Source organism: Clostridium acetobutylicum ATCC 824 (assembly GCF_000008765.1).
In the GTDB taxonomy this organism is placed as follows: domain Bacteria; phylum Bacillota; class Clostridia; order Clostridiales; family Clostridiaceae; genus Clostridium_S; species Clostridium_S acetobutylicum.
Window position 1 is genome coordinate 3,324,825 of record NC_003030.1, and the last position, 17,070, is coordinate 3,341,894.

The window sequence follows — 17,070 nt, forward strand, 5'->3', positions numbered from 1 at the left end:
ACTCTTACACTATAATTGCTTTCTTATTATGGTTTGCTCTTTTAACTTTCTAAGTCCACTTTTTATCGCTCTAGCTCTTGCTTCTCCTATACCTTCAACCTTATCAAGATCCTCATGAGACGCCTCTAAAATCTTTTTAAGCTCCTTAAAGTTTTTAACAAGATTCTCTATTACAATAAAAGGTATCCTAGGTATTTTGCTTGTCATCCTATATCCTCTTGGAGATATAAGTGTATCTATAAGAGGAACATCGCCGTATCCCATTACTTTTGAAATAGCTTCACTGTTTAAAAACTCTTCAGACGACATACTTTGTATTGTTTCACAAACTTTACTGTAATTCATCTCATTTTGACAGTAATCCCTTATTATAAGCATTCCATCCTGTTCAACATTTTTTACAAGCTCATTTAACTGCATAGATATAAGCCTTCCTTCGTTACCAAGCTCACATATATATCTATCTATTTCAGTTACTACTCTCATTACCATTTCAGTTCTTTGAATGGCTGCCACAACATCGTGAAGAGTACATAAATCTTCAAATTCAAGTAAATTTAAATTTCCCATCACTCTATCCAAAACAGCAACATACTTTTCCAAAGTTTGAATTGCCTGATTTGCCCTTGCAAGTATAATACTACTATCACGTAAAATATATTTTATATCATCCTTATAAATAGTTATTACATTTCTTCTTTGTGATATTGCCACAACAACATTTCCTGTTTGTTTTGCCACCCTATGTGCTGTTCTATGTCTAGTTCCAGTCTCAAATGTAGGTATAGAAGAATCCGGTACTAATTGAACATTAGCCCTTACAATTTTTTTTAAATCACTACTTAAAATTATTGCACCATCCATCTTTGCAAGCTCATATATGTAAGATGCACTATATTCAGAATTGATTTTAAAACCGCCATCACTTAATTTCATTACCTCTTCATTATCACCTAAGACTACTAATCCCCCAGTTTTTGCTCTTAAAATATTTTCAAGTCCTTCTCTCATATCAGTACCTGGGGCCATTGTTTTCAATATTTCTAGAAGCTTCCTATCTTTTTTCAATCTCAAATCATTCACTTTAATCACCCTTAAAAAACTTTATTTACAGCTTCCTTTAAATAAGATACACCTATTATATTTATCGCAATATTTTTGTCATTTTTAATATTTTTTTGTGGCATTAATATATTTTTAAAACCTAATTTGTCGGCTTCATTAACAATTCGATCAGAAAATGATACGGGTCTAACTTCTCCTGTTAGTCCAATTTCTCCTACTACTATCATCTTATCTAGCTTTATACTTACTCCCTTAACACTAGAAACTAGAGCAAGTGCTAATCCCAGATCTCCATAAGTTCCTTCTATATTTAGCCCACCTACAACATTTACATAAACATCACAATTATAGAATGGCACCTTAAGTTTTTTCTCTAACACCGCTAAAATTAAATTTAACCTTGAACTATCGATTCCCACAGAAGTTCTTCTAGGCATTACAGCATTTGTTTTTGAAACTAACGCTTGTATTTCAACAAGAATTGGTCTTGTTCCTTCCATAATACCTATTACAACTGATCCTTCCTGATTAAAATTTGTCTCCTCTAAAAATAAACTTGAAGGATTGTGTATTTGCTCAAGTCCCTCTTCCTTCATTTCAAAAACACCTATTTCACTTGTTGTTCCGAAACGATTTTTTACCGTTCTAAGTATTCTAAATTCTTCTGTTCTTTGTCCCTCAAAAGTAAGTACTGTATCTACAATATGTTCTAATACCCTTGGTCCTGCAAGCTCCCCCTGCTTTGTTACATGTGCTACAATAAAGAAAGGTATATTATCCGTCTTCGCTATTCTCATAATATCATTAGCACACTCTCTAACCTGTGATACACTTCCAGGTGCAGAAGTTATCTGGTCTTTATACAGAGTTTGTATTGAATCTATTATAACAAAAGCAGGTTTTATATTTTCAACATGTCTCTCTATACTCTCCATATTGGTTTCAGCTAATATATATATATTAGCTGAAGTCACTCCTAGTCTATCTCCACGCATTTTTATTTGATGTTCAGATTCTTCTCCTGAAACATAAAGTACTTTTCCATATTTTAAAGCTATATCTTGACAGATTTGCAATAAGAGTGTTGATTTTCCTATACCTGGCGCACCAGATATAAGTGTAATTGAACCCTTAACAAGTCCTCCACCAAGTACTCTGTTTAACTCTGTATTATTTGTATCATATCTTTCATACTGTCCTGATTTTATATTATTTATACATTTAGGTTCACTATTTAATGTGATCTTACTTGCTTTTTTGTTTTCTACTCTTTCTTCTTCAACAAAGCTATTCCAACTATTACATGAAGGACATTTTCCTAGCCATTTTACTGACTGATACCCACATTCCTGACACACAAAAAAACTTTTTACTTTGCTCATCTTAATCACTCCTATTAGTACATAAATAATTATACAATACTTTTCACTTATTTGTCAGTAAAATAAACATATACAATAGCCCAATTTACTTAGTTCATATAAAATTAATAAGTGACAGATGCTATCATGGTATACTATCTTATACCAAATGACTAACAACCTGTCACTTAAACATTTATAAACTATTAAGCTTTTGTAAATAGTAACTCTTTATCTTTATCCACATCTACGGAAATATTATCATTTTTACTTATTGTTCCCTTTAATATCTCTTCTGAAAGTTTATCTTCAACAGCTTTTATTATAGTTCTTCTTAAAGGCCTTGCCCCATAAGTCGGATCAAATCCCTTTTCTGCTAGAACTTCTTCCGCTTTTTCCGTAAAATTAATTTTTATATTTTGTTCCTTTAATCTTCCTTTTACTGATTCAAGCATAAGTTTTACTATTTGTCTAAGATCTTTTTCCTCCAGCTTATGGAACACAACTATTTCATCTATTCTATTTAAAAATTCAGGTCTAAATGAATTTTTAAGTTCCTCCATAATGTTTTCTTTCATTTTGTCATATTCTTGTCTTACTGCATCTTTTGCCGTTTCAAATCCTAAAGTCTTTTGTTTTCTTATTGTAGAAGCTCCAACATTTGAAGTCATTATTATTATTGTATTAGTGAAACTTACAGTCTTTCCTTTAGAATCGGTAAGTCTTCCGTCATCAAGAATTTGCAGTAATATATTAAATACATCTGGGTGAGCTTTCTCTATTTCATCAAAAAGCACTACGGAATAAGGTTTTCTTCTTACTTTCTCAGTAAGTTGTCCGCCTTCATCATACCCTACATATCCTGGAGGAGAACCCACAAGACGAGATACCGTATGTTTTTCCATGTATTCTGACATATCAATTCTTATAATATTATTCTCATCACCAAACATAGCTTCAGCTAATGCCTTTGATAATTCAGTTTTTCCCACGCCTGTTGGCCCTAAGAATATAAATGAACCTATTGGTCTTTTAGGATCCTTAAGACCAACTCTAGCTCTTCGTACTGCTCTTGAAACATACTCAACTGCTTCTTCTTGACCTATAACTCTTTTATGAAGTATACTTTCAAGTTTAAGTAACCTTTCTGATTCTTTCTCTGTGAGTTTTTCAACTGGTATACTGGTCCACTTAGCAACAACTGCAGCAACCTGCTTTTGTGTTACTATATAATTTTCGTTATCACTTGTATTTTTCCAATTCTTTTTAAATTCTTCAATAGCAATTCTCAACTTCTTTTCTTTATCTCTAAGTTTAGCTGCTTTTTCAAAGTCCTGAAGTCTTATCGCATCTGATTTTTCTCGTGTAGTTTTTTCTAGCTCTTCTTCTTGATTTTTTAAATCTGGCGGTGCTGTAAGGTTTTGAATTCTAACTTTTGCAGCTGCCTCATCTATTAAATCTATAGCCTTATCCGGTAAAAATCTATCTTGTATATATCTTGTTGAAAGATTTACTGCTGCCTCTATTGCATCATCTGTGATTTTTACTCCATGATGAGCTTCATATTTGTCCCTAAGTCCCTCAAGTATTTGAACTGCTTCTTCTTTACTAGGCTCTCCTACATCTACTGGCTGAAATCTTCTTTCAAGAGCTGCATCTTTTTCTATATATCTTCTATATTCCTCTGTTGTAGTCGCACCAATACACTGAATTTCTCCTCTAGCAAGTGAAGGTTTTAAAATATTTGATGCATCAATTGCACCTTCAGCTCCACCTGCACCAACAATAGTATGAATCTCATCAATAAAAAGTATTACATTTTTAGCCGCCTTTATCTCTGTCATAACTTTCTTAAGTCTTTCCTCGAATTCTCCTCTGTATTTTGACCCCGCAACTAACGATGATACATCCAAAGTAATAACTCTTTTATCTTTAAGTATTTCTGGGATATTACCCTCAACTATCTTTTGAGCTAAGCCTTCTGCGATAGCCGTTTTACCAACTCCTGGATCACCTATAAGACATGGATTGTTTTTGGTTCTCCTACAAAGTATTTCTAATATTCTTTGCGTCTCATTATCTCTTCCAATAACAGGATCCAACTTTCCTTCTAATGCCATTTGTGTTAAATCAGTTCCGTATTGATTCAATGTTGGCGTAACTGAAGTATTTGAACTAAAACTTGTTTTTATTCCCGTGTTCTCTTCTCTACCAGATAAACTATCTAAAATTTCTTTTCTAAGTCTTTCAAAATCTACTCCAAGATTACCAAGAATAGTAAATGCTACTCCTTCACTTTCTCTTATAAGTGCTAATAGTACATGTTCTGGGTTTATATAGTTATGGTTTAAATTTCTAGCTTCAAGTAAACTTATTTCCAAAAGCCTTTTAGTCCTAGGTGTAAGAGGTGGTTCTTCTTTGTAAAGATCAGAATCCCCAAAACCTTCATACTCCTCTATAAGCCTTCTTACCTTTTCTATTGTAACTCCCATATTGGCTAAGAGAGATTGAGCTTTCCCATTTTCATCTCTTAAAATGCCAAGAAGTATATGCTCTGTTCCAACATATCCATGTTTGAAATTTTGTGCTTCCTCCTGAGCATAATAAATCATTTTTTGAGCTCTGTCGGAAAATCTACCAAACATCATAAATATTCACCTACCTTAAATTTTCTCTTACATAAAGGGCTCGCTTTATATTTTCTTCTTTCTTAGATAATTCTTTATTATAAATCTCCTGTAGTGTTGCCCTTTGCGTATTAACTAACAAATTGTTTAATGATTTTTTACTTATATCATTTATAATTCCTATTTCTACACCCATTCTTACATTCGAAATAAGATTTAAGCATTCATTACTGTCTAGAATTACGGAGTTTTTAAGTATTCCAAGTGATCTAGCTATTTTATCTTCTAATTCATATTTGTACTTTTTCATCAGTTGTTCTCTTGATAAATTTTCTTGGTTAATAATTTGTTCAACAACAGTTTTTAAATTTGATATAATGTCATTTTCACTCATACCCAAAGTAATTTGATTTGATATTTGATACAAACTACCAATAGCCTTAGAACCTTCTCCCCAAAGACCTCTTATAGTAATTCCTATTTGGGATAACGCATTTAATATTCTTGGCATCTCATTATTCATTGATAATGCTGGAAGATGAATCATCACAGATGCCCTCATGCCAGTTCCTATATTTGTTGGGCATGCAGTCAAATATCCTATTTTCTCATCAAATGCATAATCTAAGTTTTCCTCAATTTTGTCATCAATTCTATCTATACATTCGTATGCTTCTTCCAAATTTAGCCCAGCAGTTATTGCCTGAAGTCTTAAATGGTCTTCTTCATTTACCATTACACTTATAGTCTCATCCTTATTTAGTATAAATGCTGATCTATTATAATTTTCTATAAGTTTTTTACTTATTAAATGTTTTTCAAGATACTCTGCATTACAATTGTTGTCATTTTTCCATAAATCTATACATGTAAAATTTTCTTTTCCATCATTAGAAACGATAAGTGTATCTTTAATTTTTTTTACTACATCTCTTCCTTCATCATCGGATAATTTATCTGGAAAAGGTATTCCTTTTATATTTCTAGCTAGCCTAATTCTTGTTGTTATTACTATATCATTGTCTTTTAAATCGCTATTAAGCCAATTTTTCATATCATTTTTCACCTCCATCTTTTTCTTGAAGGCTTTTTATTTTATCCCTAAGTTCTGCTGCTTTTTCATACTCTTCTTCAAGCACAGCTTTTTGAAGTTCTGCCTTAAGTTTTAGTATATTATTTTTATTTATTATTTTTCTTCCTGCTTTTTTAGGTATTTTACCGTTGTGTTCAACGTTGCCTTGAACCCTATTTATAATAGGTAATAACATTGAATTAAAGTATTTGTAGCATTCGCTACATCCAAATAATCCTTTATCTTTAAATTCACTATAAGTAGTTCCACAATTTTTACATACCAATTCTTCACATTTAGTGCTTTGAGAACTACCTCCAATATAATCCATTATTCCACTTAAAATATTTTGAAAAGAGAATGGAGAAATAAAGTCAATATCAGAAGCTATATTAACTCCTTGAATATTTTGAGCACAGTTTTCACATACATTTAATTCTCTTTTATCTCCATTTATTATTTGTGTTATATGAACATTAGCCTCATTTTTATGACAAACCTCACATATCATAATTTTCACCAACCTTTCAATATATTATACAGACAAAATAATAAGCACAGATTTCATGATTTGGGCTCTCAACTCATTCCTTTTATCGCCCGCATATAATAATGCTCTATCATTTATACAGGCCTTTATTATTGCCACTTCCCTAGATGTTAAAAGATTCATATCAAAAAGACCATCTATTATCTTACATCCAGCATCATAAGTTATACTATTTTTTATTCTATCCACAATAGAATTTATAAACGGCTTTTTTTCATTTTCTCTATATTCAACTTTACGAATTCTTATGCATCCGCCTCCACCACGCCTACTTTCTATATAGTATCCCTTATCCGTAGTAAATCTAGTTGTTAAAACATAATTTATTTGAGAAGGAGCACAACTAAAGTGATTAGCTAATTCATTTCTCTGTATTTCCAGCTCATTTTCAGTGTTTTCAGCAATCAATTCCTTTAAAAATTCTTCTATTATATCAGATAATCGCATTATGTTTTCCCCTTTATATTAACTTTACTTTGACTTTCTTTGACTTTATTATATAACATAATTTTGTATTTTTCAATACTATATCATAATAATTTTTTATCTTCCATTTTAGGTTAAAAGATAAAAATAGAGTTCTAATCTAAATATCTAATTATCTTTTTATAAACATATACAAATTAAATACTTACTATTAAACCCTATTTCTATTTGTCCATTTTTTCTTCTTCTAAAATTCAAACAAGAACTATATAAATCTATCTATTCATTTTAAGCGCTTTAATATTGCACTTACCATTTTTATCTACGTATCTTTGCTTTATTTGAAACTTATTATTTTCAAGCATATTACATATTATATCAACATTTTTTTTATCTCCATTTTCCATTACTATAGTAAATTTATCATCCTTATTTATAAATTCCATGTAATCATGAATATTACTATAATCGCTTAAATTTATTTTATCATTAATCTTTAATTGGTACTCTGTCATTTGTTTATTCCTCCCTATAGTTTATAATATTTTTTGCAATTATAGATTTAATATTCATAAATGTTTCAATCAAAACAAAAAAACAAAAATGGATGGTTTAAATATAATAAAACCACCCTGTACATTCATAATTATTCAAAAAATAAAATGGCTCCGCGAAAAGGATTCGAACCTTCAACCTATCGGTTAACAGCCGAGTGCTCCACCGTTGAGCTATCGCGGAATAACATTTTACCCGGCAATGACCTACTCTCCCACAGGGCTGCCCCTGCAGTACCATCGGCGCTTTGGTTCTTAACCTTCGTGTTCGGTATGGGAACGGGTGTTACAACCAAGCTATGGTCACCGGATTAATTTATTTAGTTTTCGAAAGTACTTTGTACTTTCAAAATTGCATAGTAATCTTAATATATTTACCTTTATATTGGTCAAGCCCTCGACCTATTAGTATCAGTCAGCTTAAAATGTTACCATTCTTACACCTCTGACCTATCACCTGTTGTTCTTACAGGGGTCTTACTAACTTATGTTATGGGAAATCTAATCTTGAGGTGGGCTTCACGCTTAGATGCCTTCAGCGTTTATCCCTTCCCGACATAGCTACCCAGCCGTGCCTTTGGTAAGACAACTGGTACACCAGAGGTCAGTCCATCCCGGTCCTCTCGTACTAAGGACAGCTCCTCTCAAATTTCCTTCGCCCGCGACGGATAGGGACCGAACTGTCTCACGACGTTCTGAACCCAGCTCGCGTGCCGCTTTAATGGGCGAACAGCCCAACCCTTGGGACCTACTTCAGCCCCAGGATGCGACGAGCCGACATCGAGGTGCCAAACCTCCCCGTCGATGTGGACTCTTGGGGGAGATCAGCCTGTTATCCCCGAGGTAGCTTTTATCCGTTGAGCGATGACCCTCCCACGAGGTGTCACCGGATCACTAAGCCCGACTTTCGTCTCTGCTCCACTTGTTTGTGTCGCAGTCAGGCTCCCTTCTGCCTTTGCACTCTACGCGCGGTTTCCAACCGCGCTGAGGGAACCTTTGGGCGCCTCCGTTACTTTTTAGGAGGCGACCGCCCCAGTCAAACTGCCCTCCTAGCTATGTCCCGTGACCAGTTTCATGGCCTCCGGTTAGAACCCCAGTACTGTCAGGGTGGTATCCCAAAGACGACTCCACAATCCCTGACGGAACTGCTTCCAAGTCTCCCACCTATTCTGTACAGACAATACCGAGATTCAATGCTAAGATACAGTAAAGCTCTACGGGGTCTTTCCGTCCAATCGCGGGTAGCAAGCATCTTCACTTGCACTACAATTTCGCCGGATTTGCTGTTGAGACAGTGCCCAAATCATTACGCCATTCGTGCGGGTCGGAACTTACCCGACAAGGAATTTCGCTACCTTAGGACCGTTATAGTTACGGCCGCCGTTTACTGGGGCTTAAGTTCATGCCTTCGCTTGCGCTAAGCATTCCCCTTAACCTTCCAGCACCGGGCAGGCGTCAGCTCCTATACTTCAGCTTTCGCTTTAGCAGAAACCTGTGTTTTTGATAAACAGTTGCTTGGGCCTATTCTCTGCGACCTACTCTCGTAGGCACCCCTTCTCCCGAAGTTACGGGGTCAATTTGCCGAGTTCCTTAACAGCAATTCTTCCGATGGTCTTAGGATTCTCTCCTCACCTACCTGTGTCGGTTTGCGGTACGGGCACAGAGCTCCTGGATAGAGACTTTTCTTGGCAGCATGAAATCAGATATTTCGGTAGTAAACTACCTCACCATTACACCCCAGACTTAACGAAAGACGGATTTTCCTATCTTTCATCCTCAGTGCTTAGACGTACTTCCAATAACGTACGCATATCCTATCCTCCTGCGTCATCCCATTTCTCATAACGTTACTCTGCGGTATCGGAATATCAACCGATTGTCCATCACCTACGCCTTTCGGCCTCGGCTTAGGTCCCGACTTACCCTGGGCGGACGAACCTTCCCCAGGAAACCTTAGGTTTTCGACCACTAAGATTCTCACTTAGTTCTCGCTACTTATGCCAGCATACTCTCTCCTGTACAGTCCACCGCTCCTTTCGGTACGACTTCAGCCCATACAGGATGCTCCTCTACCACTTGTACGAAGTACAAGTTCACAGCTTCGGTGTTAGATTTTAGCCCCGGACATTTTCGGCGCAGGATCTCTTGACTAGTGAGCTATTACGCACTCTTTTAATGTATGGCTGCTTCTGAGCCAACATCCTAGTTGTCTTAGAAATCCCACATCCTTTACCACTTAATCTATACTTTGGGACCTTAGCTGGTGATCTGGGCTGTTTCCCTTTTGACTACGGATCTTATCATTCGCAGTCTGACTACCATGATTCAAGTATCCAGCATTCGGAGTTTGATAAAGTTCGGTAACTGTTGTCAGCCCCTACCTCATTCAGTGCTCTACCTCCGGTACTCATTCATGGCGCTAGCCCTAAAGCTATTTCGAGGAGAACCAGCTATATCCGAGTTCGATTGGAATTTCTCCCCTATCCACAGCTCATCCCATGGTTTTTCAACACCATTGTGGTTCGGGCCTCCACGGAATTTTACTTCCGCTTCACCCTGGCCATGGATAGGTCACCCGGTTTCGGGTCTACAGCATGCAACTATACGCCCTATTCAGACTTGGTTTCCCTTCGGCTGCGCACCTTAAGTGCTTAACCTTGCTGCATACCGTAACTCGCTGGCTCGTTCTACAAAAAGCACATCATCACACATTAACGTGTTTTGATCGGTTGTGGACACACGGTTTCAGGTTCTATTTCACTCCCCTCCTGGGGTTCTTTTCACCTTTCCCTCACGGTACTTCTTCACTATCGGTCACTAGGTAGTATTTAGCCTTGGGAGGTGGTCCTCCCAGCTTCCCACAAGGTTTCACGTGTCTCGTGGTACTCTGGTACAGATCGGGCTTTTTTCTCTTTTTACCTACAGGACTATTACCTTCTATGGTTTAACTTTCCAGAAATCTTCGGTTAAGATATAAAGCCTTAATGATCTGACCGCAACCCCGGAAACAAGTTTCCGGTTTGGGCTCTTTCCGTTTCGCTCGCCGCTACTAAGGAAATCGATTTTTCTTTCTCTTCCTCCAGGTACTTAGATGTTTCAGTTCCCCGGGTTTACCTCTATATACCTATGAATTCAGTATACAGTTCATGGGGTTACCCATGAGAGTTTCCTCATTCGGAAATCTTCGGTTCACAGGCTATTTGCGCCTACCCGAAGCTTATCGCAGCTTATCACGTCCTTCATCGGCTCCTAGTGCCAAGGCATTCACCATGCGCCCTTTGTAGCTTGACCTTAAGTAAATATATTTAAATTCAAACAACAAAGAATTAACTTTGCCTTGCTTTAGAGTATTACTCTATATTGATTACTATGCAATTTTCAAAGTACAAATTTAGAGAGAATTAAACTCTCAAAATTAAACAGAGAACAAAGAACCTTCATGGAAATTACATTTCCATGTCGACTCCTTAGAAAGGAGGTGATCCAGCCGCAGGTTCTCCTACGGCTACCTTGTTACGACTTCACCCCAATTATCAACCCCACCTTCGACCGCTGGTTCCAAAAGGTTACCTCACGGGCTTCGGGTGTTGCCGACTCTCATGGTGTGACGGGCGGTGTGTACAAGACCCGGGAACGTATTCACCGCGACATTCTGATTCGCGATTACTAGCAACTCCGGCTTCATGTAGGCGAGTTTCAGCCTACAATCCGAACTGGGATGGGGTTTTGAGTTTTGCTCCACCTTGCGGTATTGCATCTTTTTGTCCCCACCATTGTAGCACGTGTGTAGCCCTAGACATAAGGGGCATGATGATTTGACGTCATCCCCACCTTCCTCCCGGTTAACCCGGGCAGTCTCACTAGAGTGCTCAACTAAATGTTAGCAACTAATGATAAGGGTTGCGCTCGTTGCGGGACTTAACCCAACATCTCACGACACGAGCTGACGACAACCATGCACCACCTGTCATCCTGTCCCCGAAGGGACTTCATCCATTACGGACTAATTCAGGAGATGTCAAGTCTAGGTAAGGTTCTTCGCGTTGCTTCGAATTAAACCACATGCTCCGCTGCTTGTGCGGGTCCCCGTCAATTCCTTTGAGTTTTAATCTTGCGACCGTACTTCCCAGGCGGAATACTTATTGTGTTAACTGCGGCACAGAAGGAGTCGATACCTCCTACACCTAGTATTCATCGTTTACGGCGTGGACTACCAGGGTATCTAATCCTGTTTGCTCCCCACGCTTTCATGCCTCAGCGTCAGTTACAGTCCAGAAGGCCGCCTTCGCCACTGGTATTCTTCCTAATCTCTACGCATTTCACCGCTACACTAGGAATTCTGCCTTCCTCTCCTGCACTCCAGACATCCAGTTTGAAATGCAGCCCCCAAGTTAAGCCCGGGGATTTCACATCTCACTTAAATATCCGCCTACACATCCTTTACGCCCAGTAAATCCGGACAACGCTTGCCACCTACGTATTACCGCGGCTGCTGGCACGTAGTTAGCCGTGGCTTCCTCCTATGGTACCGTCATTATCGTCCCATAAGACAGAGTTTTACGATCCGAAGACCTTCATCACTCACGCGGCGTTGCTGCATCAGGGTTTCCCCCATTGTGCAATATTCCCCACTGCTGCCTCCCGTAGGAGTCTGGACCGTGTCTCAGTTCCAATGTGGCCGATCACCCTCTCAGGTCGGCTACGCATCGAAGCCTTGGTGAGCCGTTACCTCACCAACAAGCTAATGCGCCGCGGGTCCATCTCATAGCGAATAAATCCTTTGGCTCAAGAATCATGCGATTCTCGAGTATTATGCGGTATTAATCTTCCTTTCGAAAGGCTATTCCCCACTATGAGGTAGGTTACCCACGTGTTACTCACCCGTCCGCCGCTGGGAACCGAAGTTCCCCGCTCGACTTGCATGTGTTAAGCACGCCGCCAGCGTTCGTCCTGAGCCAGGATCAAACTCTCAATTTAAAAGTTTTGATATAATACAGATGCTAATCTGTATTCCTTTAGCTCATCGCTAAATTTATTTAAATAGAATAAATTCTATTCAAAAGAATTGCTGGTTCTTTAATTCTCTGTTTAATTTTAAAAGTTCAATTGTTCGCTGCACTCAGACAGCTTAATTATAATAACATCTACATTTAATCTTGTCAACTACTTTTTTCGTTTTTAAGATTGAATGTTGTCGCTTAGTGCGGCGACATGTAATATAATATCACATAGTGTATTATATACTTTTATTATTAACATCATTTAAGATAAATATACCTCTTTCTCTCTGTTTTTTTACATTATACTCAATATTTCTTATATTGATACTCAAGGAGTAGTTTATGACATAATTTTGAAAATAAGACCCTAAAACGACAAAACAAGGTATACTAAAAAACAAATATAAACTTAGTATGCCTTGTTTTTACCTTCTTATACTATTATATAAAAAAAAGAGCAGCCATCACTGACTGTTCTTTTTGGTGGAGAATAAGAGATTCGAACTCTTGACCCCCTGCGTGCAAGGCAGGTGCTCTCCCAGCTGAGCTAATCCCCCATGGTGGACCTTCAGGGACTCGAACCCCGGACCGACCGGTTATGAGCCGGTTGCTCTAACCAACTGAGCTAAAGATCCATTTCCTAGCAACAATTTAAATATTGTTAGTTAAATCACTTGCTAGGCTAAACCGTAGCAAACAACTTACAGTAAGATATTATAGATCATTTAAATATGTTTGTCAACAGTATTTTTTAAAAAAGTTTAAAATTTATATTTTTTTGTTTTTCCTACTTTAAGTTGTTTACTATTTCTTTAAACTTATTACCTCTCACTTCAAAATTAGGAAAAGAATCAAAGCTTGCACATGCTGGTGATAATGTTACAATATCCCCATTAGTAGCTACCTTTTTAGCTTCACATACAGCCTCTTCTAAATTATCTGATAGTATTATAGGTAATTTTATATTTTTCTCACAAATAACCTTGTCAAAAGTTTCTTTTATTTTATTCTTTGTAGCTCCCATTAAAATTAGTACCTTTATTTTGTCATACCCTTTTTCTGCAAGTGGCTCAAAAGGAATGTGTTTATCATATCCTCCTGCTATAAGTATAACTGGTCTTTCATAAGCATTAAGTCCTGAAATAGTTCTTGTAGGACTTGATGCTATTGAATCATTATAATACTTTACTCCATCTAATTCTCTTACAAATTCACGCCTATGCTCTACTCCAGCAAAATTCATTGCTACTTTTATCATACTTTCTTTTGACACATCCTTGCTCACTGCACAAAACGCTGCCATAAAGTTTTTTACATTATCCATTCCCTTTATTTTTATATCATCCTTGTTGCATATTTTATTTTCAAATAAATATATATTTCCATCTTGTTTATTATAATATGCTCCATTTTTGACCTTTTCGTTTCTGCTAAATTTCAACAAATCTCCTAAAGCTTCGCTCTCCATATTATTTGTTATTTCGTTGTCTCTGTTTATTATCAGAACATTACCTTTGCTTTGATGGGTAAATATATTTTTCTTTGCATTTATATATTCCTCCATGTTCTTGTGTATATCAAGATGATTAGGACTAAGATTTGTAACAACTGCTACTTCAGGTGAAACATCTATTGTCATAAGTTGAAAACTAGATAATTCTAATACTACTTTATCCTTTGTAGAAACCTCTTTTATTTTTGAAAACAAAGGTGTTCCTATATTACCTCCAACCCACGTTTTATAACCTTCTTCTTTAAGCATATTATATATAAGTGTAGTAGTTGTAGTCTTTCCATCGCTACCTGTTACACCAAAAATTTTAGCTGGGCAATATTTTATAAACTCTTCCATTTCTGATGTTATATATGCACCCTCTTGTTTTGCTTTCACTAATGCTTCGCTGTCTATTCTCATGGACGGTGTTTTAAATACTACATCAAAGCCTTTTAATGCAGATAAATAATTCTCTCCAAGCTCAAACTTTACGTTCTCACTTGAAAATTCATTAATTACTTCATCACCTAATTCTTCTTTTGTTTTTCTATCAAACGCAGTTATCTCAGCTCCTAATTTACTTAGAAAATGTATAAGTGGTCTATTACTTATTCCCATTCCAACAACTGCAGTTTTTTTATTTTTTATAAATTTCACAAATTCATTAAAATCTCTTTTCATATCGCTAAATCCTCCCATTTCAGATTCAATTATATCACTTTACAAAACTATAACAAATAGAAATTTTACATCTAAAATATTAACAGTAATTGCTTTATAGTGACACTTTACATAAAAAATATATATTTTTTATGTAAAGTATTGAAAAATATTAATATATTGTGCTATAATATAGAAGTGCCGTAAGGAAAACATTAATATAATTCCCCAAGTTTTAATTGAACATATAACATATCCCCATGATTAAACCCTATTTTGCCGGATTTTAGTATCCGGCTTTTTCTTTTTGTACAAGCTTTTAAAATAAAGGACTTTCTATATTACAAACCTCAACAGTTTTTATAAGAAAATCCTTTACTTTATTAAATAATCTATTTTATTTTTTCTTCTAAGTATTTTTCTAACTCTTCAATTTTAACTCTTACCTGACTCATGCTGTCTCTATCTCTTATAGTAACCGCTTCATCTTCTAAAGTGTCAAAATCAACAGTTATACAATAAGGTGTTCCTATTTCATCCTGTCTTCTATATCTCTTACCAATACTTCCTGTTTCATCATATTCAATGTTAAATTTAGAACTAATCTTACTATATACATCTAAAGCTTTTTCAGATAACTTCTTACTTAAAGGAAGAACTGCAGCTTTAATAGGTGCAATTTGTGGATGAAAATGTAATACTATTCTTTGATCTCCACCTTCAAGTTCTTCTTCATCGTAGGCATCAATTAAAAATGCAAGTGCAACTCTATCTGCTCCTAAAGAAGGCTCTATTACATATGGAACATATTTCTCATTAGTTGATGGATCTAAATAATTCATATCCTCTCCTGAATGGTCCATATGTTTCTTAAGGTCATAATCTGTTCTATCAGCTACGCCCCAAAGCTCGCCCCAACCAAATGGGAATTTATACTCTATATCTGAAGTTGCTTTACTATAGAATACTAATTCTTCTGCTGAATGATCCCTAAATCTTAAATTTTCTTTATTAATGCCTAAATCCAACAAGAAACTCCAGCAATAATCTTTCCAATATTTAAACCACTCTAAATCTGTTCCAGGTTTACAGAAAAACTCTAATTCCATTTGCTCAAATTCTCTAGTTCTGAATGTAAAGTTTCCAGGTGTTATTTCATTTCTAAAAGCTTTACCTATCTGTCCTATTCCAAAAGGAACTTTTTTTCTTGATGATCTCTGAACATTTTTAAAGTTAACAAATATACCTTGTGCTGTTTCTGGTCTTAAGTATATTTCTGATGAAGCATCTTCTGTTACTCCTTGGAAAGTTTTAAACATAAGATTAAACTTTCTGATACTAGTAAAGTTCTCTTTACCACATTTAGGACATTTAATATGTTTATCCTTTATGAAGTTTTCTAGTTTTTCATTTGACCATCCATCAGCACTCGCCACTTCGGCTCCCTGCTCTGTTAAATAGTCCTCAACAATTTTATCTGCTCTAAACCTTGATTTACATTCTTTACAGTCCATTAGAGGATCTGAAAAGCCTCCAAGATGACCAGACGCTACCCAAACTTCGCTGTTCATTAATATAGCACAATCAAGTCCTACATTATATGTATTATCCTGCACAAACTTTTTCCACCATAATTTTTTTACATTGTTTTTCAGTTCCACACCTAGAGGACCATAATCCCATGAATTTGCAAGACCACCGTATATTTCAGATCCAGCAAAAACAAATCCTCTATTTTTCGCCAAAGAAACTATTTTGTCCATAGTCTTTTCATCTTTCATTTGCTTTTACCTCCTAATATAATTTTATAAAAATAAAAAAGACTATCACCTCAAAGGGACGAAATTACTTCCGCGGTTCCACCCTTATTGGCAATAGCCCTGCTTTTCTTTTAAAAATACTCGAAAGACTCCACTACTGAATTTTCTTGACCGTTTACACCCTCCACAGCCTCTCTTTGAAGAAAATACAATTTCTATCTTTGTCATTGTATAGATATTAAATTATCAAAAAATAAAATGGCTCCGCGAAAAGGATTCGAACCTTCAACCTATCGGTTAACAGCCGAGTGCTCCACCGTTGAGCTATCGCGGAATGTTCCATGTCTTGACTACGAATATTATTATATCATATCCACACATAATGTCAACACTTTTTTTAAACTTTTTTTCCTTAAATCATATTTAATAGCTTTTTTTCAATTAGTTACATAGGTATAGCATTCCAAAGCACCCATAAATAAAAGACGGCAGACACTATT

Annotated in this window: 9 protein-coding genes, 4 tRNA genes and 3 rRNA genes; all 16 read right to left on the bottom strand. The window is 36.1% G+C overall.

Features of this window, described 5'->3' with window-relative positions:
• Positions 1–9: 9 nt before the first annotated feature.
• Complete coding sequence (gene disA, locus CA_RS16360) at positions 10–1,083, bottom strand: DNA integrity scanning diadenylate cyclase DisA (protein ID WP_010966464.1); 1,074 nt, start codon at positions 1,081–1,083, stop codon at positions 10–12.
• 11 nt (positions 1,084–1,094) lie between these two features.
• Entirely contained in the window at positions 1,095–2,447 is a 1,353-nt protein-coding gene (gene radA / locus CA_RS16365; RefSeq protein ID WP_010966465.1) for a DNA repair protein RadA, read from the bottom strand.
• A 185-nt stretch (positions 2,448–2,632) separates the two neighbouring features.
• Positions 2,633–5,074, bottom strand: coding sequence for an ATP-dependent Clp protease ATP-binding subunit (locus CA_RS16370; RefSeq protein WP_010966466.1), 2,442 nt, complete (start codon positions 5,072–5,074; stop codon positions 2,633–2,635).
• A gap of 10 nt (positions 5,075–5,084) precedes the next feature.
• Positions 5,085–6,107, bottom strand: coding sequence for a protein arginine kinase (locus CA_RS16375; RefSeq protein ID WP_010966467.1), 1,023 nt, complete (start codon positions 6,105–6,107; stop codon positions 5,085–5,087).
• A 1-nt stretch (position 6,108) separates the two neighbouring features.
• A complete protein-coding gene (locus CA_RS16380; protein WP_010966468.1) occupies positions 6,109–6,636 on the bottom strand; it encodes a UvrB/UvrC motif-containing protein in 528 nt (175 codons plus the stop codon).
• Positions 6,637–6,660: 24 nt separating this feature from the next.
• Positions 6,661–7,122, bottom strand: a complete 462-nt coding sequence (locus tag CA_RS16385) for a CtsR family transcriptional regulator (RefSeq protein ID WP_010966469.1) — start codon at positions 7,120–7,122, stop codon at positions 6,661–6,663.
• A 254-nt stretch (positions 7,123–7,376) separates the two neighbouring features.
• Positions 7,377–7,616 carry a hypothetical protein gene (locus CA_RS16390; protein WP_010966470.1) on the bottom strand — a complete coding sequence of 80 codons (240 nt, stop codon included), beginning with the start codon at positions 7,614–7,616 and terminating at the stop codon, positions 7,377–7,379.
• 148 nt (positions 7,617–7,764) lie between these two features.
• Positions 7,765–7,839, bottom strand: a tRNA-Asn gene (locus CA_RS16395).
• Between the two features lie 10 nt (positions 7,840–7,849).
• Positions 7,850–7,966, bottom strand: a 5S ribosomal RNA gene (gene rrf, locus CA_RS16400).
• Between the two features lie 74 nt (positions 7,967–8,040).
• A 23S ribosomal RNA gene (locus CA_RS16405) occupies positions 8,041–10,946 on the bottom strand.
• A gap of 180 nt (positions 10,947–11,126) precedes the next feature.
• A 16S ribosomal RNA gene (locus CA_RS16410) occupies positions 11,127–12,632 on the bottom strand.
• The 16S, 23S and 5S rRNA genes sit together here with 1 tRNA gene alongside, the layout of an rRNA operon.
• A 504-nt stretch (positions 12,633–13,136) precedes the next feature.
• Positions 13,137–13,212, bottom strand: a tRNA-Ala gene (locus CA_RS16420).
• A gap of 1 nt (position 13,213) precedes the next feature.
• Positions 13,214–13,290: transfer RNA gene (locus CA_RS16425), tRNA-Ile, on the bottom strand.
• A gap of 152 nt (positions 13,291–13,442) precedes the next feature.
• The gene (murD, locus tag CA_RS16430; protein WP_010966471.1) at positions 13,443–14,831 is read right to left on the bottom strand and encodes a UDP-N-acetylmuramoyl-L-alanine--D-glutamate ligase; all 1,389 of its coding nucleotides are present in this window, start codon (positions 14,829–14,831) and stop codon (positions 13,443–13,445) included.
• Between the two features lie 371 nt (positions 14,832–15,202).
• A complete protein-coding gene (locus tag CA_RS16435) occupies positions 15,203–16,591 on the bottom strand; it encodes a glycine--tRNA ligase (RefSeq protein ID WP_010966472.1) in 1,389 nt (462 codons plus the stop codon).
• Between the two features lie 238 nt (positions 16,592–16,829).
• Positions 16,830–16,904, bottom strand: a tRNA-Asn gene (locus CA_RS16440).
• Between the last annotated feature and the right edge of the window lie 166 nt (positions 16,905–17,070).

What these genes read in the sequence shown, in the direction of transcription:
- murD (WP_010966471.1), bottom strand. Translation starts at nt 14,831, where the DNA reads ATGAAAAGAGATTTTAATGAATTTGTGAAATTTATAAAAAATAAAAAA.
- CA_RS16370 (WP_010966466.1), bottom strand. Translation starts at nt 5,074, where the DNA reads ATGATGTTTGGTAGATTTTCCGACAGAGCTCAAAAAATGATTTATTAT.
- CA_RS16435 (WP_010966472.1), bottom strand. Translation starts at nt 16,591, where the DNA reads ATGAAAGATGAAAAGACTATGGACAAAATAGTTTCTTTGGCGAAAAAT.
- CA_RS16390 (WP_010966470.1), bottom strand. Translation starts at nt 7,616, where the DNA reads ATGACAGAGTACCAATTAAAGATTAATGATAAAATAAATTTAAGCGAT.
- CA_RS16380 (WP_010966468.1), bottom strand. Translation starts at nt 6,636, where the DNA reads ATGATATGTGAGGTTTGTCATAAAAATGAGGCTAATGTTCATATAACA.
- CA_RS16385 (WP_010966469.1), bottom strand. Translation starts at nt 7,122, where the DNA reads ATGCGATTATCTGATATAATAGAAGAATTTTTAAAGGAATTGATTGCT.
- CA_RS16375 (WP_010966467.1), bottom strand. Translation starts at nt 6,107, where the DNA reads ATGAAAAATTGGCTTAATAGCGATTTAAAAGACAATGATATAGTAATA.
- radA (WP_010966465.1), bottom strand. Translation starts at nt 2,447, where the DNA reads ATGAGCAAAGTAAAAAGTTTTTTTGTGTGTCAGGAATGTGGGTATCAG.